22 protein-coding genes, 2 tRNA genes and 1 pseudogene are annotated in these 23,369 nt (G+C 57.4%); 13 read left to right on the top strand and 12 right to left on the bottom strand.

Annotation, left to right across the window (positions count from 1 at the left end; translation table 11 throughout):
* The first annotated feature begins 297 nt into the window (after positions 1-297).
* The 6 genes from AACY36_RS17280 (at position 298) to AACY36_RS17255 (ending at position 6,486) form a co-directional block, all read left to right on the top strand.
* A complete protein-coding gene (locus tag AACY36_RS17280) occupies positions 298-909 on the top strand; it encodes a hypothetical protein (RefSeq protein WP_223018044.1) in 612 nt (203 codons plus the stop codon).
* Positions 910-1,096: 187 nt separating this feature from the next.
* On the top strand, positions 1,097-1,594 hold the full coding sequence (locus AACY36_RS17275; RefSeq protein WP_223018045.1) for a hypothetical protein: 498 nt from the start codon (positions 1,097-1,099) through the stop codon (positions 1,592-1,594).
* A 577-nt stretch (positions 1,595-2,171) separates the two neighbouring features.
* A complete protein-coding gene (locus AACY36_RS17270) occupies positions 2,172-3,161 on the top strand; it encodes a hypothetical protein (protein ID WP_223018046.1) in 990 nt (329 codons plus the stop codon).
* Positions 3,158-3,838 carry a hypothetical protein gene (locus AACY36_RS17265; RefSeq protein ID WP_223018047.1) on the top strand — a complete coding sequence of 227 codons (681 nt, stop codon included), beginning with the start codon at positions 3,158-3,160 and terminating at the stop codon, positions 3,836-3,838. Before AACY36_RS17270 ends, AACY36_RS17265 begins: the two co-directional genes overlap by 4 nt.
* 814 nt (positions 3,839-4,652) lie before the next feature.
* Positions 4,653-5,303, top strand: a complete 651-nt coding sequence (locus tag AACY36_RS17260) for a hypothetical protein (protein WP_223018048.1) — start codon at positions 4,653-4,655, stop codon at positions 5,301-5,303.
* Between the two features lie 982 nt (positions 5,304-6,285).
* Entirely contained in the window at positions 6,286-6,486 is a 201-nt protein-coding gene (locus tag AACY36_RS17255) for a hypothetical protein (RefSeq protein ID WP_339497330.1), read from the top strand.
* 305 nt (positions 6,487-6,791) lie between these two features.
* On the opposite strand, the gene AACY36_RS17250 is transcribed toward AACY36_RS17255, so the two are convergent.
* Positions 6,792-6,867, bottom strand: a tRNA-Thr gene (locus tag AACY36_RS17250).
* Between the two features lie 199 nt (positions 6,868-7,066).
* Between AACY36_RS17250 and AACY36_RS17245 the strand changes: the two genes are divergently transcribed.
* Together AACY36_RS17245 and bcsQ are read left to right on the top strand one after the other, a co-directional pair.
* The gene (locus AACY36_RS17245) at positions 7,067-7,477 is read left to right on the top strand and encodes a hypothetical protein (protein ID WP_339438089.1); all 411 of its coding nucleotides are present in this window, start codon (positions 7,067-7,069) and stop codon (positions 7,475-7,477) included.
* A 264-nt stretch (positions 7,478-7,741) separates the two neighbouring features.
* Positions 7,742-8,677 (top strand): cellulose biosynthesis protein BcsQ, encoded by a 936-nt coding sequence (gene bcsQ, locus AACY36_RS17240; protein WP_339438088.1) that lies wholly within the window; start codon positions 7,742-7,744, stop codon positions 8,675-8,677.
* A 241-nt stretch (positions 8,678-8,918) separates the two neighbouring features.
* Here bcsQ and AACY36_RS17235 read toward each other — a convergent pair whose 3' ends face one another.
* From AACY36_RS17235 to AACY36_RS17215, 5 genes are all read right to left on the bottom strand, one after another.
* Complete coding sequence (locus tag AACY36_RS17235) at positions 8,919-10,106, bottom strand: methyltransferase (protein ID WP_339427311.1); 1,188 nt, start codon at positions 10,104-10,106, stop codon at positions 8,919-8,921.
* Positions 10,087-10,776 (bottom strand): ABC transporter permease, encoded by a 690-nt coding sequence (locus tag AACY36_RS17230; protein ID WP_339415471.1) that lies wholly within the window; start codon positions 10,774-10,776, stop codon positions 10,087-10,089. Before AACY36_RS17230 ends, AACY36_RS17235 begins: the two co-directional genes overlap by 20 nt.
* A complete protein-coding gene (locus AACY36_RS17225) occupies positions 10,776-11,468 on the bottom strand; it encodes an ABC transporter permease (RefSeq protein WP_339415472.1) in 693 nt (230 codons plus the stop codon). The genes AACY36_RS17230 and AACY36_RS17225 overlap by 1 nt, the downstream gene beginning before the upstream one ends.
* Positions 11,469-11,543: 75 nt before the next feature.
* Positions 11,544-12,296, bottom strand: coding sequence for an ABC transporter substrate-binding protein (locus AACY36_RS17220; protein ID WP_339415473.1), 753 nt, complete (start codon positions 12,294-12,296; stop codon positions 11,544-11,546).
* 13 nt (positions 12,297-12,309) lie between these two features.
* Positions 12,310-13,083: an ABC transporter ATP-binding protein gene (locus AACY36_RS17215; protein WP_339415474.1), complete on the bottom strand. Its 774-nt coding sequence runs from the start codon at positions 13,081-13,083 to the stop codon at positions 12,310-12,312.
* 555 nt (positions 13,084-13,638) lie between these two features.
* Here AACY36_RS17215 and gabP point away from each other — a divergent pair.
* A complete protein-coding gene (gene gabP / locus AACY36_RS17210) occupies positions 13,639-15,030 on the top strand; it encodes a GABA permease (protein ID WP_339415475.1) in 1,392 nt (463 codons plus the stop codon).
* A gap of 55 nt (positions 15,031-15,085) precedes the next feature.
* On the opposite strand, the gene AACY36_RS17205 is transcribed toward gabP, so the two are convergent.
* Positions 15,086-15,499, bottom strand: a complete 414-nt coding sequence (locus tag AACY36_RS17205) for a hypothetical protein (RefSeq protein ID WP_339427310.1) — start codon at positions 15,497-15,499, stop codon at positions 15,086-15,088.
* A 4-nt stretch (positions 15,500-15,503) separates the two neighbouring features.
* Positions 15,504-16,080: pseudogene (locus AACY36_RS17200) on the bottom strand (hypothetical protein).
* A 182-nt stretch (positions 16,081-16,262) separates the two neighbouring features.
* On the opposite strand from AACY36_RS17200, the gene relB reads away from it, so the two are divergent.
* From relB to AACY36_RS17180, 4 genes are all read left to right on the top strand, one after another.
* Positions 16,263-16,454: a type II toxin-antitoxin system RelB family antitoxin gene (gene relB / locus AACY36_RS17195; RefSeq protein ID WP_339415477.1), complete on the top strand. Its 192-nt coding sequence runs from the start codon at positions 16,263-16,265 to the stop codon at positions 16,452-16,454.
* On the top strand, positions 16,444-16,713 hold the full coding sequence (locus AACY36_RS17190; protein ID WP_339415478.1) for a type II toxin-antitoxin system RelE/ParE family toxin: 270 nt from the start codon (positions 16,444-16,446) through the stop codon (positions 16,711-16,713). Before relB ends, AACY36_RS17190 begins: the two co-directional genes overlap by 11 nt.
* Before the next feature lie 80 nt (positions 16,714-16,793).
* The gene (locus AACY36_RS17185) at positions 16,794-17,759 is read left to right on the top strand and encodes an arsenic resistance protein (RefSeq protein WP_339497329.1); all 966 of its coding nucleotides are present in this window, start codon (positions 16,794-16,796) and stop codon (positions 17,757-17,759) included.
* 87 nt (positions 17,760-17,846) lie between these two features.
* On the top strand, positions 17,847-19,439 hold the full coding sequence (locus AACY36_RS17180) for an ArnT family glycosyltransferase (RefSeq protein WP_339415480.1): 1,593 nt from the start codon (positions 17,847-17,849) through the stop codon (positions 19,437-19,439).
* A gap of 120 nt (positions 19,440-19,559) precedes the next feature.
* On the opposite strand, the gene AACY36_RS17175 is transcribed toward AACY36_RS17180, so the two are convergent.
* The 4 genes from AACY36_RS17175 to AACY36_RS17160 form a co-directional block, all read right to left on the bottom strand.
* A tRNA-Phe gene (locus tag AACY36_RS17175) sits at positions 19,560-19,635 on the bottom strand.
* 103 nt (positions 19,636-19,738) lie between these two features.
* Positions 19,739-20,011, bottom strand: coding sequence for an oxidative damage protection protein (locus AACY36_RS17170; protein ID WP_339415481.1), 273 nt, complete (start codon positions 20,009-20,011; stop codon positions 19,739-19,741).
* Positions 20,008-21,075, bottom strand: coding sequence for an A/G-specific adenine glycosylase (mutY, locus tag AACY36_RS17165; RefSeq protein ID WP_339415482.1), 1,068 nt, complete (start codon positions 21,073-21,075; stop codon positions 20,008-20,010). Before mutY ends, AACY36_RS17170 begins: the two co-directional genes overlap by 4 nt.
* Complete coding sequence (locus AACY36_RS17160; RefSeq protein ID WP_339415483.1) at positions 21,072-23,282, bottom strand: AsmA family protein; 2,211 nt, start codon at positions 23,280-23,282, stop codon at positions 21,072-21,074. Before AACY36_RS17160 ends, mutY begins: the two co-directional genes overlap by 4 nt.
* Between the last annotated feature and the right edge of the window lie 87 nt (positions 23,283-23,369).

Genomic DNA, 23,369 nt, shown 5'->3' with positions numbered 1-23,369 from the left:
GGTTGGTAGGATTCAACGCTATTTTATGGCTGCAGGGGGTAACCGTCATGGGTCAAAAGCTGCCAGTATCCACCCAGGTATCCACGGGTTGGCGTTGAATCCGCACCTGAGTGGTGACTAAGCGCAGTGACCACCATCAGTGACCACTACTTGGCTGGTCAACTGCTCGTCCAGTTCCTCTCGAAGAAACACACCATGGAGGCCAGCCAAATGCTGGCCGAGCCACGCGGTATAGCATTCCCGCCTGCTATATTGCCGGCCACCTGAATAGGCTAATCCAGTACAAGGAATGTGAATGTGAAGCTCGCCCCTGTCTTATTGCTCGCCCTACTGACGTCTGGTTGTGCTACCGGCCCCGCGGTCGAATGGGTGACTGTCCGCAACACTGACAAATTCACTGATAAATCCAGCTGCGCAGTCACGGTGGGCACCTATTACACAAGGGGCGGGATATACACCGTCAGCAATCAATACTACCCATACATTGAGGTGGTAAACGGCGACCTACGAGTGGGCGTGAAAAGCGGCGGCCGCTTCCTGATCCCGGTTGGCGACGTCCAGCTCAGAGTCGATCAAAACAAGGCATGGACGATCAGCACCAGCGAAACCCCGCTGGACTATGTGCCCGAGGGCCAGCTCAAAGCTATGCAAGCCTACGCACCGAAAGATCCCCAGCAGCAACAAATAGTGGAAAATGCCTACAAGACTGCGATGGAGGCTACAGCACGATCCATGTCGCCGTTTACCGCGTCAACAGGCGAGAAGGCTCAGTCCATTCTCAAAGAGATGCGATCCGGCAAGACGCTTATCTATCGCACTGTTGGACTGAATCAGGCAGCGTCTACGACCGGAGAATACGTACTGGACCAATCGCTGGAGGTCGCATTGAGCCAATGCGGTATCCAATAGCTGCGGGCATCAGTGTTTAATGCACGTCCATCGCGCACCTGGTCTGCGCGAGGCGCTACCTGCCAACGTGTCACCTGGGCCTTCACACGCGCGGGTCATTGCGTTCATGGTTAAAAGAGCCGGACTGGGCTAGATGGTGGGCTTTTCTCGCTGATGATAAAGTCGCGATACATTCGGGAGGGGTACCATGAAACTCAAGCAAATTGGACTGGTTCTACTTGCTGCTTCTGCACTCGGAGGCTGCGCATTACCTCAGCAGCAAATTGTTCCACGAGTTCCATTTCCAATCGCAGAATACGAGTCTCTCCCTACCAGTGGCAGCGGAATTCTCACTGGACAGGTGTTTATGCGAACAGTGGGCGGCGATGTGAAGTACGGAGCAGGCAGCGACGTATACATCCTTCCAGTCACGAGTTACTCCACTCAGTGGTACACGGAAAGCTATTTAGGCGGGCAAGTCTTGGGCGCGCCAGATCCCCGCGCCGAGAAGGGAATGAAATTGACGCAAGCTGATGGAACGGGCTACTTCAAGTTCACCGACGTTCCACCGGGGAAATATTATCTCAGCTCGAAAGTCACCTGGCAGGCGCCTACCCAGTACGGGCTTTCTCTGCAGGGAGGCGTGATCGCTAAAGTTGTAGTGATTGAAAACGGTAAAGAGGTCAGAGAGATGCTGACCAAGTAGCGCAGATACGTCGCATGCCCTTAGGTCTGCGTCTAGTCCGGAGAGGGCAACTTGCGCAGTGCTTCGCGCACGCCCGTCGCGCACTTGGCCTTTGCGCGAAGACCTCCCCCGTCAAGGTTTCACGCACCCTTCACGCAGCATGTTCACGCACTGGGCCGCGTGAAGCCCTGGCGGCCCGCAGATGTTTAAGCCTCAGCACTGCGCAGTAACTGCGCAAATTGCGCACAGGAAGTACGCAGCTCAGTACGCACTGTTGGTACGCATTCGAGCGCGTTCCGCGCAGCAGGTTCGCACTTCTGGTTCGCACCCTCTTACGCGAACCTGGTGCGAACTCGGCCAGTGGTTACCACGCTGGTTACCACCCGAAGTTACCAATGCGAGCGGTTGCCAGGCGCTGGTTTCCGCTGTGGTTTCCACCAGAATCAGGTGTTTCGACCGGATGCATGGTTATCGGCAAATGAATCGCCATGGACAGGACACCACCAGCGGCGCCGATCGTGTCTCTCGACGGAACAAAGCCCCAATCGCATAATGCGTCGCTCACCACGAGCTCATTACAATATGGAAGGACAAAAATATGGATGTGATGGATTTTGTCGAAGCGAAGTTCGGAGCTCCGCATGCGAAAAAACTCCGCAATATTGGTGTGGGAGGCAATAATAATAAAAAAGGTGGTGACTTTGAAAACTACTACGCTACCGCCAAAATTTGCACCATAGCATCCCAGGTCGCGCTTTCAGATCTAGATGATTATCAAATTTCCTCTCAAGAAGTTGCCTATGTCGATGACATTTGTGTCCGTAGATTATCGACCGCGGAAAAGACGAATTACCAAGCGAAAAACTCCAGCGGAGCGGCAGCCAATTGGGATGACGAAATGCAGGATAGGTTTGACCTTCAGAGGCAGATTGATGTCGAGTTCCATCAAAGCAAGGGTTCAACCCAAATCTTGCTGGTGAGCTGCCCCGACAAAGCTGCCGCGAATGAGGCGAAAATCCCCCGCGAAATGAAGACGTATTGCATTTCTGAGTACTTCCCCTATTTCCCCTCCGTGCCCAAGCTTATGGATGGGCATGCTCCACTCAGAGAAGTGATGGAGACCCTATGCAGAACAAAAAGCTGGTCCAATATTGACGCAGCATTCAGATTGGTGTTAGGTGAGTGGTGTGGGGAAAACGATGAAGGTAGGACGGTAGGGAACGTAATGGCCCGAGCCAAAGCGAATTCAAGGCCTGATCTATTCGCAGGTCTTCTCAACGGTCGCCTTATGATGACGGTCGAGCTGGAGGACTTTTCAATCGCCAGTCCCGTAGCTAAAGAGATAGAGGTTCCGGCTTGGCTGGTCGAAAAGCTAGCAGCTTTTCAAAGGGCAACGATAACTGTAGAATCTGGCGCTTTTATAGTCGACTACAATGGGATGCAGGCGCGAGTTGCTTCCGACACGCCGACCCCAGCGCCCGAGATTCTTGAGAATCTCAAAACGCCAGGTGACATCATCCTATTTTTGATGTCACTAGCAGAAGACGGTTTAGACGACCAATCGCCCATAGGGGATGACCAACAATGAGCATTGTGAACAGGGAATACAGTGCCTTTGCCAGCGGTGTTGCCAGAAAAGCGCTGGATAACCTTCTGTTATCGACCGAAAACCCAAAGGCCTACTCAGAGACGATGAACGAGATCGGATTGATCTTGGGCAAGCTGCTGAGCGACAAAATTTCGGAACACGAATCGTGCTTGCTTGCATCGACGGCAGAAGACGCTGACTTTTTGTCAAAAGGCGTCTACGACAGTCTGCGAGAGAAACATGATACAAAAGCAGCCGTATTTTGGAATAACCACTACGCTATTCCCGGCGGAAGTATCGCACCGATTGTTCACAAGTTCATCGAGCCTGGCTATGAAAAGTCTGATGTTCTAGTGATTGTGAAGTCTGTAATTTCGGGGAGCTGTGTTGTCAGAACAAACATTCTTGAGCTTATTCAAAGCTTGAATGTCCGAAAAATACACATCGTTTCGCCTGTTATGCATGAAAAATCGGAAGCTGCTCTACGCAATGAGTTCCCTGATGAAATCGCAGACATGTTTGAGTTTCTATACTTTGCTATAGACAAAGATAAGGGGGACGATGGCGAAGTGAGACCTGGCATCGGCGGGCAGATCTACGAACTGCTAGGGTTAAAAGGTCAGCCAGCACGTGTGAGCTTCATGCCTCAACTTGTCAAGAATCTAGCTTTCCTCTGAACACAAAAAGGCCCTATCAAATAGGGCCTTTTTCGTCTCGTCATTGATGGTTACGACTACAAAACACACACCCCATGCACTACCCACAGCAAATGTCACACACAGATCTCGCCTACCCCCTACCGAGGATTTCGTTTCTTAATAGAAGCTGAAATGTCTTGGGCAGCTCTATAGAAATCACTTTTATCTCTATCTGCTGCGGAACAAAAAACCTCCACTTTAACCATACTTTGACAGAACGCGAGACATGCACGAGACAAAACCCACGTCCGGTGGGCGTCTGAGGCTTATCGCCGGACCTGCCTGTCAAACAAGCGCACTGTGGCCCCTGATACCCCTGACAGACCCCAGACGGATACCGCCCTTTCGGACAGCCTACTTTTACCGGGCCTTTACCTTATCGCCAGTGCATGTGAGACAGGCATGAGACGGATTAGCTGAGCGTGACTGTCTGAAAGCAGGCTGCGACCCCGGTGGGCGGGGCTCATGCGTTAGTTGCGAGGAAATCCCGTATTACATCGCCAGACCACTTTGCCGCCGGCATACACATACCACGTAAAAGTAATTCCGGGAATTCACGGCGCCGGCGCTACGCTTTTTCGAAAACAGCAGGGAGTTCGCACTGAGGCTCGCCTCTCCAAAGGGCGGACCTAGGCAGCCCCCCCCTGCCTTCAAAAATCTTGGTCGCCAAATGCCTTTTTCTTCATAGAACGCCACTGCTCTATAGCCAATACAGATAGATTCCTGATCGAAGTAGAATGGTAGCGGGGATAAAGGCAATATTACCGTTTCCGTTATCTGAAAAGTGGCAACTATGCTTGAGCAAATTCAAAGCTTTTCCAATAGCAGTTCTGCAATCGTTACAGCACTTGCAGGAGTCGTCGTAATTCTCATGACTGCCTTGGTCAAGGCGCTGGAATTTTACGATAGCCACTTCGTACACAAGCGATACAAGCGTTTGAAAGAACTACGCAGTGATCGGGTGGTGGAGAGCCCATTTACTATGTATCTCGATGATGCAATCCAGCTTGAAGGGTTTCACATCGCTTCGGGTATTCGTGCCAGCTCCGTGAAGGCAGCTGCGTTGCTGAAGCTCGCCCAGTTGGGGCTGTGGGATAGGAAGCAGATCCGCCAAGTCGCCAAATACTTGGTCATTACTCCAGAGAACCCCACACCTTTTATCAGAATCCGGCGCTCAGACGTAATTGGCGCTTGGGTCGGAATGCTCGTAGCTATGATCTTCATGGCTGTTGGAGCTATCCTGGGCATCGCAGTCATGTTGAAAGCGGGGCCGCCTTATGGATTTTTCATTGGGCTTTGTCTCGTCTTTACGTTTACCTGCGGTAGCGCTTTATTCGCTACCGGATACAACGAATACAAGAATGCAAAACGTTTTGAACAGTATCTGAGCGCCCATCCTGAAACGCTCCTTCCGCCGCAAAATCGAGAATCAACAGCAGAGTAATAGGATCTTCCAAATAACTCTGGGTGACCATTGGAGCCACAGCATGATCATGTGGTTTGTACCCTGGAGACCTGCGGCACTTTGACCACACTTTGACGGAATTTGAGACAGGCATGAGACGAAACCGGCGCTGGGTGGCCGTCTGAGGCTTATCCCGTGCGGAGGCCGTCAAAGTTAAGGGCTTTTCCGTCTCAGACCCCTGACTGATTCTGGACAGGCTCTGGACAGATGTGGAGGCCGCGGATCATCCAAGTCCGCCCAGCAACCATTGCCTGCGCCGGCTGGCGGCAGATCCGGTAGGCGACCGGATGGCTACCTCGTCCAGAATCGGGGAGAGCCGCGACGGTAATTTGCGTGACCAGTGGCCCAGAATCGCACCAGGTAAACACCTCTAGAATCCTTGACCAGCCTTGACGCAAACTTGACGAAATTCTTGACAGGTCTTGACGGATTTATCTGGTGCCACCAGCAGTTGGGTCGCTGAAAGCCAGGCAGGACAAAGCTTTGCGGGCATTCGCGCAGATTGGCCAATGCTAGCCTCGTCAAGAATTCTAGAGGTACCCGTCAAGGTAATTGCTCGATCAATATCAAGGCTCTGCTGGCGGGATGGTGTGGTGAAATACCGGGCCACACAAATGCTTAGCGCGCCAGGCAATACTAGACAGGCCCTAGACAGATTTTTGCCGACAGACCACGACCAAGTTGCCCGCAGCCCAAGCAATACGACGCTGACAGCCTGATAGGTGGTGTGCTGGTGCTTGATGCTCGTCAAGTATTTTCCGGGGCTTCCAGCGACCTGACAGCAGGTCGGAGCAGGTGGTGAACGAGTTGTTCACCCTGGAGCGGAAGCTGGTCGACTTGTCAGCTTGGCCAGCCCCGGTTTCCAGGTAGTTGCTCACGTTCCGCTGGTAACATCCGCAGGTCATCTGCTGGCCCCGCTTCATTCCGGCGCCAGCATCAACCGCGCACCGAGGATAGAGCCGTGTCCGTTATTGACTGTGATTATCTACCCGCCGACAAGGTGGCGTTTCCGCCGGAACTGGCGCTGCTGATTGTCAGGAAGGCCAGCGCAATGGCGGCGGCATTCGAGGAGCAAGCCCTCGATCAGCTCACCAAGGACGCCCGACGCGCACTTTCGCAGGGAACTGAGCCTAGGCGCGTAATCAGGGAAATGCGCTTGTAGGCGGGAAAGTGAACTACCGGGACCTCGGTAGTTTTTCCAGTACCTGCCATACCGGAATGGGAGCCCAGCTAATCGCGGATAATCCCCTACATCCGCCTTTCGTGAAACACCCCATGAATGGCCACTACCCTGATCCGGGGTGGTGATGTTGCGAGGTAATGGGATGGCTTGCTGTGCTGATGACTGACGAGGGTGGAGTCACCAGTCTTTTAAAGAAACGGGGAACGAACGGGGAAAATTTCTATTAGAAGAAGCCCAAAACGAAAAAGGCCCACCGTGAGGTGAGCCTAAGTCGTTGTTCTATATGGTGCCGGCACCAGGAGTCGAACCCGGGACCTACTGATTACAAGTCAGTTGCTCTACCAACTGAGCTATACCGGCGTGTTAGGGCGACGATTATAGCGATTGCCAAGCTTCTGTAAACCCCTGAATTCTGACTATTTTTGCAGAAGCCAAGGTTTTCTCGCAGCGAACCCTTTTTCCTCGCAACGAGGTAGGATTCATCCTTTGTCATCCAGCGGTCTACCCGGTCTTGATCAAGGCAATTTCCGCACTCGTTTCGACCCAAGGAAGCCTTTACATGAAACGGATTTTTTCACTGTCCCTGATCCTTCTCGTCACAGCCCTCAGCGCGTGTTCCACCCATAAGCCTGGCAACGATCCGGCGTTGGTCGGTACCTGGAAGGGCTTGCGCACGCAGACCAGCAAGTGCCAGTTCCTGTCGTGGACCAATAACCTCAAGCCGGACGGCCGTTTCACTATTACCTTCTTCCGTGATGCGCAGCAGACTCAGGTGATTCAGACCGAGCAGGGCACGTGGGCCGCGGCCAACGGCAAGAATGAATTGCGCACGGATGGCGTGCCTTCGCCGGATATCTACACGTATAAACTGGTCGACCCGGATACCGTGCATTACGTCAGTGTGGCGGCGGATCCTTCCAGTGATTGCCAGGGTGATTACGCGTTCACCGAGTACCGCATTCGCCGTTAAGTCGATTGGTGGGCCAGAACCGGGGACTCGGGTGCCCGGTTCGCTCATAGGTTCAGAGACGTTGGATCGGATGCTGGCGGGGTCATTAATTTGACTACTTGCCGTCGGTCTAAAAATTTAGCGTTAACTTCATCAAAATAATGACACTTTGTTTTCGCTGTCAGAGAATGCGGCAACAGAGCGCCCTATATAAAAAGACCTGCGGTAAGCCTTCTTCTTGCCGGCCCTTCACGTCTTTAGGCAGCGTCGTGTGGGAGTTTGGTCATGAGCCTTACTGACAAGATTTTTGTGTTGCTCGGCAAACATGTCACGCGAGATGTGCGCGGGCTGAACGCGCGGTTGCATTTCTTCGGCAGTGTTCCGGTCGACGATGGCGCCCCCTTTCCTTCTTCAGGCCCGAGGGCCAATGAACCACCTCAACAGGAAAAGGTTGCCGTGGCACGGCCCACTGTCGTCGCGTTGGTCTCGGCCAATGGAGGCGTGGGCCGCAGCACGCTGGTCACGGCCTTGAGCAGCGGCATGCAGCGGTTGGGTGAGTCGGTGGTGGCTTTGGATCTGGACCCGCAGAACGCCTTGCGTCATCACTTCGGCGTCAGCGCGAGCTTGCCTGGCATCGGTCGCGCCAGTTTGTTGAATACGCCCTGGGTTCAGATCCTGCAACCGGGCTTCGCCGGGTGCCGGGTCATCCCCTTTGGCGATATCGATACCCAGCAGCAGGAAAACCTTCAGGGTTGGCTCAAGCGCGAACCGGGTTGGCTGGCGCAGCAGTTGTCGGGGTTGCGCCTGAGCGAGCGGCAAACGGTGATCATCGATACCCCCGCCGGTAATAATGTCTACTTTGATCAAGCCTTGAGCGTGGCCGATGTGGTGTTGGTGATTGCCAAAGCTGACGCCGCGTCCTTGGCCACCCTGGACCAACTCGATAGGCTGCTGGCCCCGCATCTTGCGCGCGAGGGCCCACCGCAGGTTCGCTATGTGCTTAACCAACTGGATGAGGACGATGCCTTCACCCTGGACATGCTTGAGGCGTTCAAGCAGCGCCTGGGTGCAAAGCCGCCGCTGGAGGTGCACCGCGACAGGGCAATCAATGAAGCGCTGGCGTTTGGCGTCGACCCCTTGGACAGCCAGGCATTGACCTTGGCCGGAGACGATATCGACGCGCTTTGCCGGTTATTGATTGCGCGCAAAAAATCGCTATAAGTCGCGGTTTATATGCTTAACGCCAGATGCTTATGCACAATCGGTTGGTTGAGGATGTCACGTAACAGCCATTTTTTGGAGCGGTTCTCATTCCGCCGCAACTGCCTGTTTTGCGGATGTTTTATTGGGTGAACAAAAAATGATCAGCTTGTTTTTCGACCTGTAGCGCAGAGGGCTACAGGCTCTGTAAAGAATCTATCAACAGAGTTATCCACAGGCTGTGGTGCGACAATTCTGCCCCCTAATCGCGCTCGGCAAGCACCATCAAGTTGCGCGGCGTCAATGCGGTTTCGCAGAAGCTGCCTACTTCGATCTTGTAGCCGGCTTCGCTTAGAAACAATGCCCGATCCAGTACCAGCCATAACTCCAGCGGGCGCCGAAATAGGCCACGCACCAATTCCAGGTTTCTGACCTCGGCCAAACGGCTCCAGCCGTACGCCTCTAATACTGCCCACTCTTGTTCAGCTGTGGATAACCCCTTAAGACGTGCCAGTTCCCGGCAGTAGTCGGCGAAAGGCTTGTCCAGCCAGCGCGTGGGCAGCGAAGGCGCGGGCAGGTATTCGTCGCAGCCACGCAGCTCGCGTTGCAGTTGATCGAAACCCAGGCGCCGCGCCATGGACGTGTCGCGCTGCAAGCGCACCCGCTTGCCGGCGGTAACGGTTTCGCTCAGGGGCAGGCCAAGGTCATCGATCGACAGGTGCAAGGTTGAGGCGCGGCCTGCGGTGGACAGTGCCTGGTAGGTGTCGGCGGTGATGCGGTTATAGCAGCAGGGCGCCAGCGCGAGCTGTTGGCACCCGACCGCGCTGGCCAGTTTTAGCAGGCGCACGTGCAGGTCGCCACAGGCGTGCAGGGCGACGGGCGTGTGTTCACGGCTGAGCGCCACATCGGCCATCACGTCTTGCAGGCGATGGATAACGGGCAGGCCATGGTGATCGCTCAAGGCCTGGCCTGCCGCGATCAGCGCCGGGTCGTACTCCAGGCAGGTCAGCTGTTGGCCTGTGTGCAACAGGCGGCGGCCGAGGTGGCCCTTGCCGGCGCACCAATCCAGCCAATGCCGGGGTGTTTGCGCAAACTGCAGCGCGGCGCCGAACGCTTCGATTTGCTGCCATTTGCGCCCGGGTACGTCGACATTCAGGCGGTGCGCAGCGGGTTGCAGGAGCCGCGTCGGTAACTTATCCACAGCACTGAGATGCAAGGCTTCGCAGGCTAGTGTGGGAAACGGTGCGGGCGCCGGCAGTGTGTGGGGGTGGTTATGGCTGGTTTCTGCGTCGGACAACGAGCGTTGACGCAGCCACCGGGCCAGTTCCGGATGCTCGGGTTCCCAAGGCAATTGCCGATGAATAAAGGGCCGTGGTCGCCACAGCCCTTGGTGCTTGATCAGAAACGCATCCAGCGCCTCAAAGCGTGCTTCAACGTCCCTGGCATTCATCGACGCGCAGCCAGCGTTCCAGCAGTTTGAAGCCGCGCACCAGCAGGAAGGAGATCAGCAGGTAGAACACGCCGGCGGTGAAGAACATCTCCACGGTGAGGTAGTTGCGCGCGATGATCGTCCTGGCCATGCCGGTCAGCTCCAGCAGGGTCACGGTGCTCGCCAGCGAGCTGGCCTTGAGCATCAGGATGACTTCGTTGCTGTAGGCCGGCAGCCCGATGCGCGCGGCCCGGGGCAGGATGATGTAGAACAGCGTCTTGGGCTTGGACATGCCCAACGCACGGGCTGCTTCGATTTCCCCAGGCGGAATGGCCTGGATGGCGCCCCGCAGAATCTCGGCGATATACGCTGCGGTGTGCAGCGTCATGGTGGCGGTGGCACACCAGAACGGGTCGCGCAGGTACGTCCACATAAAGCTTGAACGGATGGCGTCGAATTGGGCCAGGCCGTAGTAGACCAGGAACAACTGCACCAGCAGCGGCGTGCCGCGAAAGAAAAAGATGTAGGCATAGGGCAGGGCACGCACAGACAGGTGCCTGGACGAGCGCGCGATACCCAGCGGGATGGCCAGGATCAGGCCGAGGATCACAGCGATGCTCACCAGTTCCAGGGTCAGGATGGCGCCCTGGATAAACTTCGGCAGCCACTTGATGATGACTTCCCATTCCATTACGTCGTCCTCACGAAGCCGCGGGCGGCGCGTTTTTCCAGGAAGTGCATAGCTACCATCGACAGAGACGTCAGGGCCAGATAGATGAACGCGGCGACCATATAGAAGGTGAAAGGCTGTTTAGTGACGGTTACGGCGATTTGCGCATGGCGCATGATTTCTTCGAGGCCGATGACCGTAACCAGCGCGGTATCTTTCATCAGGATCAGGAACAGATTGCCCAGCCCCGGCAGGGCGATGCGCCACATCTGCGGCATGATCAACCGGGTAAAGATACGAAACTTCGACAGGCCCAGCGCCACACCCGCTTCGCGGTGGCCTTTGGGAATGGAGATGATCGCCCCACGCAGCACTTCCGTGGCGTAGGCGCCGAAACACATGCCCAGCGCGATCACGCCAGCGGCAAAGGCGCTGAGGGACAGGTCGGGAATGTCGAGCAACTCACCCAGTGAGCGCATGGCGTTGATCGTGCCGAAGTAAATCAGCAGCACCCACAGCAGTTCCGGCACACCGCGAACGATTGTCGAGTAAGCACCGCCAAGCCATTGCAGCGGCTTGTACGGCGAAGTTTTGGCCAAGGCGCCGGCAAGGCCGAGCACCAGCCCCAGGCACAGGGCCGTGAGCGCGAGTTTGACGGTCATCAGCGCGCCAGCGGCGAGCGCCGGGCCGAATCCGTAGAGATCGAAATTCATGGTGTTTTCATATCGCGGCAGGCATTGCAAAAAGCCGACGCGCTCACGTGAGCGCGTCGGGCATACCGTTCAGCATCATTCGATGCTGAAAGGGAAGTACTTGTCGTTGATCTTCTTGTAGGTGCCGTCTGCCTTGATCTCCGCCAGGGCTTTGTTCAGGCGCTCGCGCAGTGGGTCGCCTTTACGTACGGCGATACCGATCTTGTCGCTTTCTACCACCGGGTCGCCTTTGAACTCGTAGGCGGAACCGTCTTTGCTCTTGAGCCATTCGTATTGCACGTACTTGTCGGCCAGGATGCCATCCAGGCGGCCGGACGTCAGGTCGAGGTAGGCGTTTTCCTGGGTGTCGTAGAGCTTGGTTTCGGTATCCGGCAGCTTGTCTTCCAGGTACATACCGGCCAACGTCGCGCGTTGTGCACCGATGACTTTTCCTTTCAGGTAAGCGGCGTCGGTCTTGAAGTCGGCGGTGGCTTTAGGGGCGATGAACTGCAGTTTGTTGGAGTAGTACGGGTCGGTGAAGTCGACGGCCTGCTTGCGTTCATCGGTGATGGACAGCGAGGAGACCAGGAAGTCGAACTTCTTGGCGTTCAGGGCCGGGATGATGCCGTCCCAGTCGGACACATACACTTCGCACTTCTCGACTTTCATCTTGGCGCACAGGGCGTCACCGATGTCTTTGTCGAAGCCGACGACGTTGCCGCTGGCGTCTTTGTTGTTGAACGGCGGATAGGCCGCTTCGATCCCCATTTTCAAGGTTTCTGCCATGGCCGTGGCGCTGAATGCCATCGAGACGGCCGCGGCCAGGAGGATTTTTTTATAGTTCTGCATGCATGTTGCTCCGTTAGCGGTTGCTGGACATGAATTGTTTGCAGCGCGCCGAAAGCGGGTTTTCAAACACCTGCTGTGGCGATCCTTGCTCTTCGACCAGGCCCTGATGGAGGAACACCACTTCACTGGACACTTGGCGGGCGAAGCCCATTTCATGGGTGACCAGCAGCATGGTGCGACCTTCTTCGGCCAGCGCGCGGATCACATTAAGTACTTCCTGAACCATTTCCGGGTCAAGCGCCGAAGTGGGCTCGTCGAACAGGATGACCTTGGGTTGCATCGCCAGGGTGCGCGCGATGGCCGCTCGCTGTTGCTGGCCGCCGGACAATTGCGCGGGGTAGGCGTGGCGCTTGTCGGCAATCCCGACCTTTGCCAGCAGGGCTTCAGCCACTTCAATGGCTTCGGCTTTACTTTGGCCGAGCACTCGGCGAGGGGCCTCGATGATGTTGTCGAGGATGCTCATGTGCGGCCACAGGTTAAAGTTTTGAAACACAAAACCGATTTCGCTGCGCAGGCGGTTGATCTGCTTGCCGTCGGCGGCCATCAGCTCGCCGTTTTTCGCGGCCTTGAGCTTGAGTTCTTCGCCGGCCACCAGGATCTGGCCCTGGTTCGGGTTTTCCAGCAGGTTGATGCAGCGCAGGAAGGTGGACTTGCCGGAACCGGAGGAACCCAGGATCGAGATCACATCGCCGTCGCGAGCGGTCAGCGAAATACCTTTAAGTACCTCCAGCTCACCATAGCGTTTATGCAAGTTGCGGATTTCAAGCGCGGGCGTGGCCTCGGCCATGTGCGGTCCTCGTTGTGTTCGTTGCGATCTTCGCTGTTGGTCCGCCTTCCTGGCGAGGCGCCAAGCTAGCATAGCGTCTTGATGGCAGCCAACAGCGCGGCCGGCGGTAAACAGGTGGTGTGCGGCAGGGTGTCGCATCGGCACAGCAGGGTGTCGCGCCATCAACAACCGAACAACCGTTTGAACCCGAAAAGCCGCAGGCTTCGCGTAAAAAAGGGCGCGATGGTGCCAGCTTTGGCCGGGGGTTGGAAGGGTTAACCGGGCAAACGGTGCTTATCAGCCCTTTTGTGGGGCGTCACGTACTTTTTGTGTGTGTTTATGGTGCGTTTTTTCGTATTGAAAGTGAGTCGCACGGTAACGCTATAGCGGAATGCCATTGTTCTCAATGACTTGCGAGGACTGCTCAATCCTCCTACAGCCCGCGTCAATCGCGACGCTGTAACATTTTGGCGCAAATCTTGCGTAAAAAATAAAGAACGCCCTGTTGGTTTCTTTTCACGATAAAGATCACAGGCCGGGCGGACCGTTTTCGCAATTCCTCGTAAAGGTGTGTCAATGAGTAGTACGCAAAGCTCCAATGACCTCGAACAGGGGCTCAAACCGCGTCACGTCACCATGCTGTCGATTGCCGGCGTTATCGGCGCCGGTTTGTTTGTTGGCTCCGGCCACGCGATTGCTGCCGCCGGCCCGGCCGTACTGTTGGCTTACGCCGCTGCGGGTACGCTGGTGGTGTTGGTGATGCGCATGCTGGCCGAAATGGCCGTCGCCTCGCCAGACACGGGTTCGTTCTCCACCTATGCCGACCGGGCGATCGGCCACTGGGCCGGTTTTACCATCGGCTGGCTCTATTGGTGGTTCTGGGTGCTGGTGATTCCGCTGGAGGCCAACGCCGCCGCGACCATCCTGCATGCCTGGTTCCCGGATGTGGCCATCTGGGCCTTTACGCTGATCATCACCTTGCTGCTGACCGTGACCAACCTGTTCAGCGTGAAGAACTACGGCGAGTTCGAGTTCTGGTTTGCGCTGATCAAGGTCGTGGCGATTGTTGGCTTCGTGATCCTCGGCCTGGCGGCGATTTTCGGTTTCCTGCCGACCAGCCAGGTCAGCGGCGTTTCGCACTTGTTCGACACCCAAGGCTTCATGCCGAACGGCATGGGCGCGGTAATGGCGGCGATCCTGACCACCATGTTCTCCTTCATGGGCACCGAGATTGTCACCATCGCGGCGGCTGAATCGAAGAACCCAGGCCAGCAAATCACCAAGGCCACCAACTCGGTGATCTGGCGGATCGGTTTGTTCTACCTGCTGTCGATCTTCATCGTGGTGTCCCTGGTGCCATGGAACGATCCGACCCTGGCGGCGGTGGGTTCGTATCAGACCGTACTGGAACGCATGGGCATCCCGAATGCCAAGCTGATTGTCGACTTGGTGGTACTGGTAGCCGTGACCAGCTGCCTGAACTCGGCGCTTTACACCGCCTCACGCATGCTGTTCTCCCTGGGCCGTCGCGGTGATGCACCGGCCGTGGCCAAGCGCACCAACAAGAGTGGCACGCCTTACTGGGCTGTGCTGCTGTCTACTGGCGCAGCCTTCCTGGCAGTGTTCGCCAACTACGTGGCCCCGGCGGCAGTGTTCGAATTCCTGCTCGCCAGCTCGGGTGCCATTGCATTGCTGGTCTATCTGGTGATCGCGGTGTCGCAACTGCGCATGCGTCAGAAACGTATGGCGGCGGGCGAGAAAATTGTCTTCAAGATGTGGCTGTTCCCGGGCCTGACCTACGCGGTGATGGTGTTCATCGTGGGCACGCTGACCATCATGCTGTTCCAGGAAGCGCATCGGGTCGAGATTATCGCGACTGGGGTGCTGAGCTTGCTGGTCGTGGCGGCAGGGCTGTTTGTATCCAGCCGGCGCAAGGCGCAGAGCGCGGGTGCTGCCGTACTGAACTGACGGAATGCGGTAAATAATGTGGGAGTGCACCGCCGCTCCCACATTTAGTTGTGCGTCATTCTTGCGAGCTGACCAGCGCCTGGGACGCCGCCACGTAATCCGCCTGGAACTCCGGCGACTCGATCCACGCCAGTGCCGCTGCCTCATCATCAGTGTCCGTGGTCCACTGCCGATACTCGATCAGCGCCGCCAGGATAAAGTCGGTGGCTTCTTCTTCGCCTTCTTGCTCAAGCACCAGCGCCAGCAACGGGTGGGCCAGGAACACGGCGCAGAGGGTTTGCTGGCTGGTTTCGCCTGCCGTGCGCATTTCTACGAACAGCTCGGTCAAATCCACTGACTCAAGGTCAATGCGGCTGTCATCACCGGCGAACGCATCCAGCTTGGCCGCGACGGCGCGCTGGGTACGGTTTTGCTTGGCCTTGGCCTTTGCCCGTTGGGCACGTTTTTGCTGCTTGTCTGGCGAGGCCATGGGCTTAGCGTCCTAGGGGTCTGGATCTGGGGGGAGTATTGAAGCGCAGGTTGGGGGAAATCCCAAGGGTATCCGCAGCTAATTGGCCGTTTTGCAGCCATACCAATGCAATCGGCCACAGCCTCTGCTGATGCTCGCTGCGAAAAAATGCGAAATGTCCGACTGCCTTTTCGCCAATATCAGCAGGCGCGATCCGCAGATGAGTGCGTTCACTGCCGTCGAAGTAACCCAGTAGTCGCTCGCTGCAGCATCGCCTCGAAATCCAGCACGCCCCAACCCGACCACGAGGCTTTGAAGCCACGCAGTGAGCCGCTGCGGGATTCGCCGATGCCACGGTAGCGGTAGGTGATGACGTCAAGGCCGTTGGCGAACAGGTAGTCGGCGAAGCGGGCGTAGTGGCGACAGCGTACGGAGGTGGCGGCGTTGATGATGACGAGGGGGCGTTCGAGGTCGGTGCGCAGGTGGCGCCAGGTGAAGCCGCCCAAGACGTAGCCGTCGATGGCAGGCTCCTTGAAAGGAATACGGTGATCGTGCATACGTGAGGCCGCAGGTATTTGCGAGCAGACGTCGGTCAAATTCATCGTTTCACGGCCTCTGTCAGTTTCTTATTTTTTTAGTAACAGTTGTTCAGTTTGCCATTACTTGTGTTCCCTATGGCAGGCTCACTAAGCTCCGACATCCCTTGATAAAGCCATACATCCGAGAGGAACGACAGCACATCATGGACCGATTAGACTGGCAGGCATCATTTAAGGAGGTCTCTATGAGCATTCCACTTTCTCCCATCGTTTCAGCGTTTGAAACTGAAGAGCAGGCCGCCAGCTATGACCGTTGGTTTCGTGCCAAGGTGCAGGCTTCAATTGATGATCCCCGTCCAAACATTCCGCATGATCAGGTTATGGCAGAGATGCGCGCTCTGATTGAATCGAAGCGAAAAGCGCAAGATGAGGGTTGAGTGGCGGCCGGAAGCACGCGCCGAGCTGAGAGCAATTTTAGAATACATTCTTGAGCGCAATGCTGCGGCAGCCAGTGATTTCAACGAGTCCATCGAGCTAGCGACAACGGCTCTTCCAGATCATCCGTATCTCTACCGCATGGGTCGAATCCCTGGTACTCGAGAAGTTGTCGTGCACCCGAACTATCTGGTGGTGTATCGAATAGAGGATTGGATCGAGATACTGACAGTGCTACATGCCCGTCAGGAGTACCCCTGATAACCAAACTGGTTGTATCGCTCGACCTTAAGTCGGTAGATGCATAACCTTGCGCTCTTGCGATCCGATAGAGCCGCCTCATGACCCGCGACACCCTCGAACACAACCAGATCCCGGTTTACTTCGTAGCCGTTCTTCTGGCGGCCGCTTGTGGCTTGCTCGCACCCTCATTTGCCCACGGCCTCGGCGCGCTGGTCACGCCCACCATTGCGATGCTGATGTACGCAATGTTCCTCCAAATTCCTTTTTTGGATCTGCGCCAGAGCTTGAGTAACAAGCGTTTCCTGTCGGCACTACTGCTCGCCAACTTTATCCTGGTGCCCCTGCTGGTGTGGGCATTGACCCAGAGCCTGGTTGGGCGTCCGGCATTGCTGGTCGGGGCGTTGCTGGTGTTGCTGACCCCGTGCATCGACTACGTGGTGGTGTTTACCCATATCGGCAAGGGCGATTCGCGGTTGATGCTGGCGGCTACGCCGGTGCTGTTGCTGCTGCAATTGGCGCTGTTACCGATCTATCTGAGTGTGATGCTAGGCGCCCAATCCGAGGTAGTGGTGGAGGCAAGGCCGTTTATCGAGGCGTTCCTCTTGTTGATCGTGGTGCCGATGATTCTGGCGGTGGTTACGACTTCCCTGGCACAGCGATCGCCGGTCGTCAGTGTTTGGAACAGTGGCTGGGCGTGGTTGCCGGTGCCGGCGATGGCGGTGGTGTTGTTTGTGGTGATCGGCTCGCAAATCACATCGGTGGTACGGGATATCAACCTGTTGCTGCCGGTGATCCCGGTGTATGTGGGTTTTCTGGTGCTGGCGCCGCTGATGGGCGTGTTGGCCTCGCGGTTGTTTGCACTCCCGGCGACGGCGGCCAGGGCGGTGACATTCAGCGCGTCGACGCGCAACTCGCTGGTGGTATTGCCTCTGGCGCTGGCCTTGCCCGAGGATGTGCGTGGGTTGGCGGCGACGGTGGTGATCCTGCAAACCCTGATAGAACTGGTGGGCGAGTTGATTTACGTTCGGTTGATCCCTAAGTGGGTGTGGCCCGCAGGTCGGTAAGCGCGGGAATGTTCAGGTCTGTTCAGGCGTTATTCAGCAGGGCAGCCGGCACCATAAGTCGGCGCCTCTTACCTGACAGGTCAACCGATGGATCACCGCAACCGTTTTCGCCTGGAATCCCTGGGCATTTTCCTGTTTGCCCTGTTGCTGTTCACTCTGGGTATCTGGGATCAGCAACCCCAAGGGTTTGACGGACGCTGGGCGCTGTTCCTACAAGAAATGTTTCGCCATGGCGCGAGCCTTTTCCCGACTACCTATGGCCAGCCCTACGCGGATTACCCCGGCACCGCGACCTTTTTCAGCGTTGTGTTCGCACGACTGTTTGGTGCGCCCAACCATCTGGCGAATGTGCTGCCCACCGCCCTGGCGTCCGCCGGGGTGGTTGCCTTGATCTATCGCTTGCTCGTCCCGGCGAATCGCCAGTGGGCGCTGCTCGCCGTGCTGCTGACGTTGCTCACCACCCAACTGCTCGAAAAATCCCGCTCGGTCTGCCTGGACCAGATGGTAGCGTTGCTCTGTATAGGCAGTTTTTACCTGCTGCACAGTGGTGGGCGCTGGAGGCGGCTGGCGGTGTTTGCGTTGTTCATCCTGGGCTTTGCCATACGCGGACCGCTGGGGTTGATCGAAGTCTGTGGCGTGGTGTGCGTGTATTGGGCGCTGGGCAAGCCTGGCGAGCGCGTGAAGCAAGTGCTCATTCATGGCCTCGTCGGCCTGGTGTTGTTAGCAGCCTGTTGGTGGCTGCTGGTGAAACTGGCGCGTCTCAGCGGTGGTGACGCATTTGCCGATGAAGTGTTCAAGATGCAGGTGGGCGGACGCCTCGATGAAGCCGGTGAGCCGTTCTATTTTTACTTCCAACTGAGCTTGTATCGCTACTTCCCGGTGGTGCCGTTGGCGCTGGCCACCATGATTGCGCTGCGTCATCGCTGGGCCGAGCGGTTTGAGGGCGATATGCAATTGGTGGTGCGGCTCGGTGCCTGCGGCTTGATGATCTTGCTCGGGCTGTCGGTGCCGCACTTCAAGCGCGCTTACTACATCCTGCCCCTGGTGCCGATGTTTGCGGCTGTCGCGGCCTATGGGCTGCTCCATGCGCAAGGTTGGCTCGCTGGCGTGCGCCGCTGCTACGAAGGGCTTGTCGTGGCGCTACCGGCGTTGTGCGTGGTTGCAGTGTTTGTCTGTCGGCATGGGTGGCACAAGCATGGTTACTGGCCAGATGTTTCGTTGCCGCTGCTGATCGGTGTGCTGATGGTGTTCCAAGTGGCGGCGTTGATTGCCTGGCGGCGGGTGGGGCGGTTGGTTTGGCTCAGCCTGATTGCATTGTCGGCGCAATGGTTGTTGTTGGTGATGGTGGTAGAGCCGGCCAAGGACCTGCAGTTTGACACCCGGCAGTTTGTCGGCCAGGTGGAAGCGCTGCGCGTCACGCAGCCGGGGCCGTTGGTGTTTATCAACCTCGGCCGGGATACCTGGGCAGTGCGCTACATGATGAACCTGGATCACGATGAGCGGCCGGTGTTTGTGGGGGCTCATGAGCTTGACCGATTAGGTACGTTGCCACGGCCGGCGTGGGTGATTGTGGCGCGCAAGGAAGTGGCGTTGCTGCAAGGGACATCCCTGGCGGACGTCGCTCCAAGCTTTGAAGGGCGGTTGAACGATAATCCGCTGATGGTGTTTTTGCTGAAGTGAGCGAAGCGCGAGATCAAAATCGCCACTGGGTTAAGTCAAATCCCAGGCAACAAAAAACCCGCACTAGGCGGGTTTCTTGTGTGCTTTCAGGTGTGCTTGGCATCACCTGAAAACGAAAGGTGGTGCCCAGAGACGGAATCGAACCGCCGACACGGGGATTTTCAATCCCCTGCTCTACCGACTGAGCTATCTGGGCAACGGGGCGCATTAAACGGGTTTTTCAGGGGGTCGTCAAGCAAGTTTTCAAAAAATATTTAATTATTACCGTCGCTTACGTGCCGACCCCGGTTTTTGATCAATTATTGAGCAGGTGGCACGTAGCCGTCGGCCTTGGCGTAATCCTCGCCGGAAAAGAACTTGTCCATCTCGCCTGCCAGGTATTTACGGTCTTCGGCGTTCATCATGTTCAGGCGTTTTTCGTTGATCAGCAGAGTCTGGTGTTTCAGCCAGTCGCCCCAGGCTTTGGCGCAGACGTGCTCGAAAATGTCTTGGCCCTTGGCACCTGGGTACGGAGGGCGTTCGAGGCCTGGCAATTCTTCTTTGTACTTGCGGCACATGATGGTGCGGGTCATGACGAAACTCCTGCATTCAATACGTCGGCCGCGCGCTTCAGCAGTTTTTTCACCGGGGCGGCAAGGCCCAGGCGCGGCGGGGTGGCGAGGTTATACCAGAGCCAGTCGGCCTCGGCCACGTGGTTGGCGGATTCCTCGACCTGGACCAACCAGGGTTCGATAGCCAACTGAAAGTGGCTGAAGGTGTGAATCAGGCTCGGCAGTTCCTGTTGCTTGCCCAGTGCCAGCGCGTGCTGGTTGGCCAAGTGTTCCAGGTCTTGCAGGTCATCCAGCTCCGGCAAGCTCCACAGGCCGCCCCACAGGCCCGTCGAGGGGCGACGGTAAAGCAGGATCGCGCCCTCGGCATTCGCCAGCAGTGGCATCAGCGTGCGTTTTTGCGGGATGGTCTTGCGCGGCTTGGGGATCGGGTAGCGCGTCTCCAGGCCGAGCATGTGGGCTTCGCAGGTTTTTTCCAGTGGGCACAATAGGCAGCTGGGTTTGCTGCGGGTGCAGAGGGTGGCGCCCATGTCCATCATCGCCTGGGTGTAGGCGTTGACGCGATCATGCGGCGTGAAGCGTTCTGCGGTGGCCCACAGCTGCTTTGCCACCTTGGGTTCGCCGGGATAGCCTTCCTGCGCCGTGAAGCGTGCCAGTACGCGCTTGACGTTGCCGTCGAGGATCGGCGCACGCAGGCCCATGCTCAGGCTGGCGATCGCACCGGCGGTGGACAAGCCTATGCCGGGCAACTCGGTGAGCTTCTCGACATCCTTGGGAAACTCGCCGCCGTATTCGGCCACGACAATCTTCGCCGTCTTTTGCAGGTTGCGGGCCCGCGTGTAGTACCCCAGCCCGGTCCATAAGTGCAGCACTTCATCTTCCGGGGCTGCCGCCAGGGCCTCGACCGTCGGCAGCGACGCCATGAAGCGGTCGAAGTAATTGAGCACGGTACTCACCTGGGTCTGCTGCAGCATGATTTCCGAGACCCACACCCGATAAGGCGTGATGCCCTGTTGCCAGGGCAGGTCGTGGCGACCGTGACGGTCGTACCAGTTGAGCACCGCCTCTGAAAATTGCTCGTTTCTCATCGATTGAACAGGCCTTTCAGTGCGTCTTTGAGCTTCGGGTTGACCTTGTCGAGCTTCTCTTCAAGCTTTTCGTTGAGGCGGTTGCCCGCCGCCTTGATCGCGACTTGGCCAAGGCCATCCTTATCCAGGCGGCACGCCTTGGCGCCCAGTTCCAGCGGGCCACGGCAGCGCAGTGGCACTTCGATGCCCTGGAAGTTGGAGCCCACCTGGCAGGCCGGGTCCGGCGTTTCACGCTGGTCACCTTCGACAATGATGCCGATGCGGTAGTCCATGCCCAGGACGCGCAGGTCGACATCGCCATTACCGTTGACCGTCAGGCCCGGGATGCGCACTTTCAGGTCCGGGTTGCTGGCGACACCGTTACGGAAGGTCAGGTTACCCTTCAGTTCCTGGAACGGCGTGTCTTTGCCTTGCGGTGTGCTGCTCAAGGTTTTGCGGTTGAGCAAGGCGATGCCGGTGCACAGTTGCTGTTCAAGGTTGGCGTTGAGCAGCACGCCGTTGTTGATCACGAAACTGGCGGTGCCGTTGAGGCTGTCGATCAGCGCTTTCTGGCTATTGCCACGGCCAGTGAGGTTGCTGTCGAGGGTGATCTGGCCCTTCACCGGCGGAGTTTGCCCCTGGGCTTGCAGGATGCGTTCGACCGGTACCTGCTTGATCCGGCTTTGCAGCGCGAGCACCGGGGTATCCTGGCGCACATCGAGGTTGCCGTTGGCCTGGAAGGTGCCGTTGTAGAGGCCGCCGCTCAGGGTGTCGAGCTTGAGTTGGCCATTGATGCCGGACGCTTTTAGCACGGCATTCTGGATCGGCAACTTGCTCAGGGTCAGTTGGCCAAACGCCAGGTCGGCGTCCACATCCAGCGTGCGCAGGCGGGTCAATGGCAACAGTTTGTCGGTGCTCCAGGCGCCTTTGGTCGGCGCGTCGGGCAGCGGTGTGGTGCCGCCAGCAGCCATGGCACCGGCTTCGCTGTTCTGCACTTCGGCCTGGCGGGCAGCGGCTGCGCCCTTGGCGGATTCGGACTTGGCCGGCAGATAGTTGTCGGCATTGAACGTGTCGCCCTTGAGCTGCACGCGCAGGGACTGCTTGGCAAAATCGTCCACGGCCACGCGACCGGTGAAGGTGCTGCCGTCGAGTTTCAGGTTGAGGTCTTCCAGGGCGATGCTGCTTGGCGTGCCCTTGAGGCGGCTGACCAGTTCGACTTTGCTCAGGCTGCCCTCGGCCATTGGCGGCAGCGGGTGGCCGACGCTGTCGAGGAACTTGGCCAAGTCGAATTGGGCGATGGACAGGGCGCCGCTGAGCTGCGGGGTCTTGTCCAGGTCGTTGACCTTCAGCTCGCCCAAGGCGCGCAATTGGTTGGCCGAGAGCTTAATGTTGGTCCATTCGGCGATATTCGCCGCCTGGTCCACCAACAGTTGGCCCTGGGTCGAGAAGGTCACGGTCTTGCCTTGCAGTGGCTCGCCCGTGGCTTCGCCGGTGATCTTCATGTCTTCAAGCTGGTAGCGCTTGAGCGCACGCTGGATGCGCAGGTTGCCGTTGAGTTCGGTCTTGACGCGCATCACCGGCTGATTGCTGCCGAAGAAGGCGGTGAGTTTCACCGGGATGCTGGCGCCTTCATGCACGGCGCCAGCGCTCAATTGGATGCTTTCGGCGCTGAACTGCTTGCCGGTCTGCTCATCGTTATATTCGATGCGGGCGTTGTTGACCGTCAGGCTGTCGATGTCCAGGCGGATGGGTTTTGCCGGCTTGTCCGATTCGGGTTCGGCCGGTTGTTCAACCGAACCAGGGCTGCCGACGCTCGCCTCTGTCACGTTCTTGCCGATGTCTTCCCAGTTGCCGTGCCCTTCCTTGTTGCGGTTGAGGCGCAGGTTCAGGCCTTCGACACGTACGTCACTCATCTGCACTTCGCGGCGCAGCAGCGGCAGCACGCGTACCGACAGGCCGAGCATCTGCAGGTCGGCGAAGGGCTGGGTCGGTGCGGTCAGGGTTGCCACGCTGGCTTCGTGCAGTTCCAGGCCAAGCCAGGGGAACAGGCTCCAGCCGATGTCGCCATTGAGCGTCAGCTCGATGTGGGCCTTGTCGCGGGCAATCTGGCGAATCTCGTCTTTATAGTCGTTGGGATCGAAGAGATGGGTCAGGGCAAAGCCTAGAGCCACAATGATCAGCAACAGCCCGAGAAGTACCAGACCCAGGATTTTGCCGAACGCTTTCATGGGCGAGTCCTTGTATGTCGATTTCAAAATTTAGCCGCAGAGTATAACGCCCGACGGCCTGCGGCAGTGCTCCGATCGTTACATTGT

Source organism: Pseudomonas sp. EA_15y_Pfl1_P101 (genome assembly GCF_963970835.1).
Taxonomy (GTDB): Bacteria; Pseudomonadota; Gammaproteobacteria; order Pseudomonadales; family Pseudomonadaceae; genus Aquipseudomonas; species Aquipseudomonas tritici.
This window is presented reverse-complemented; position numbering and strand designations above follow the sequence as displayed.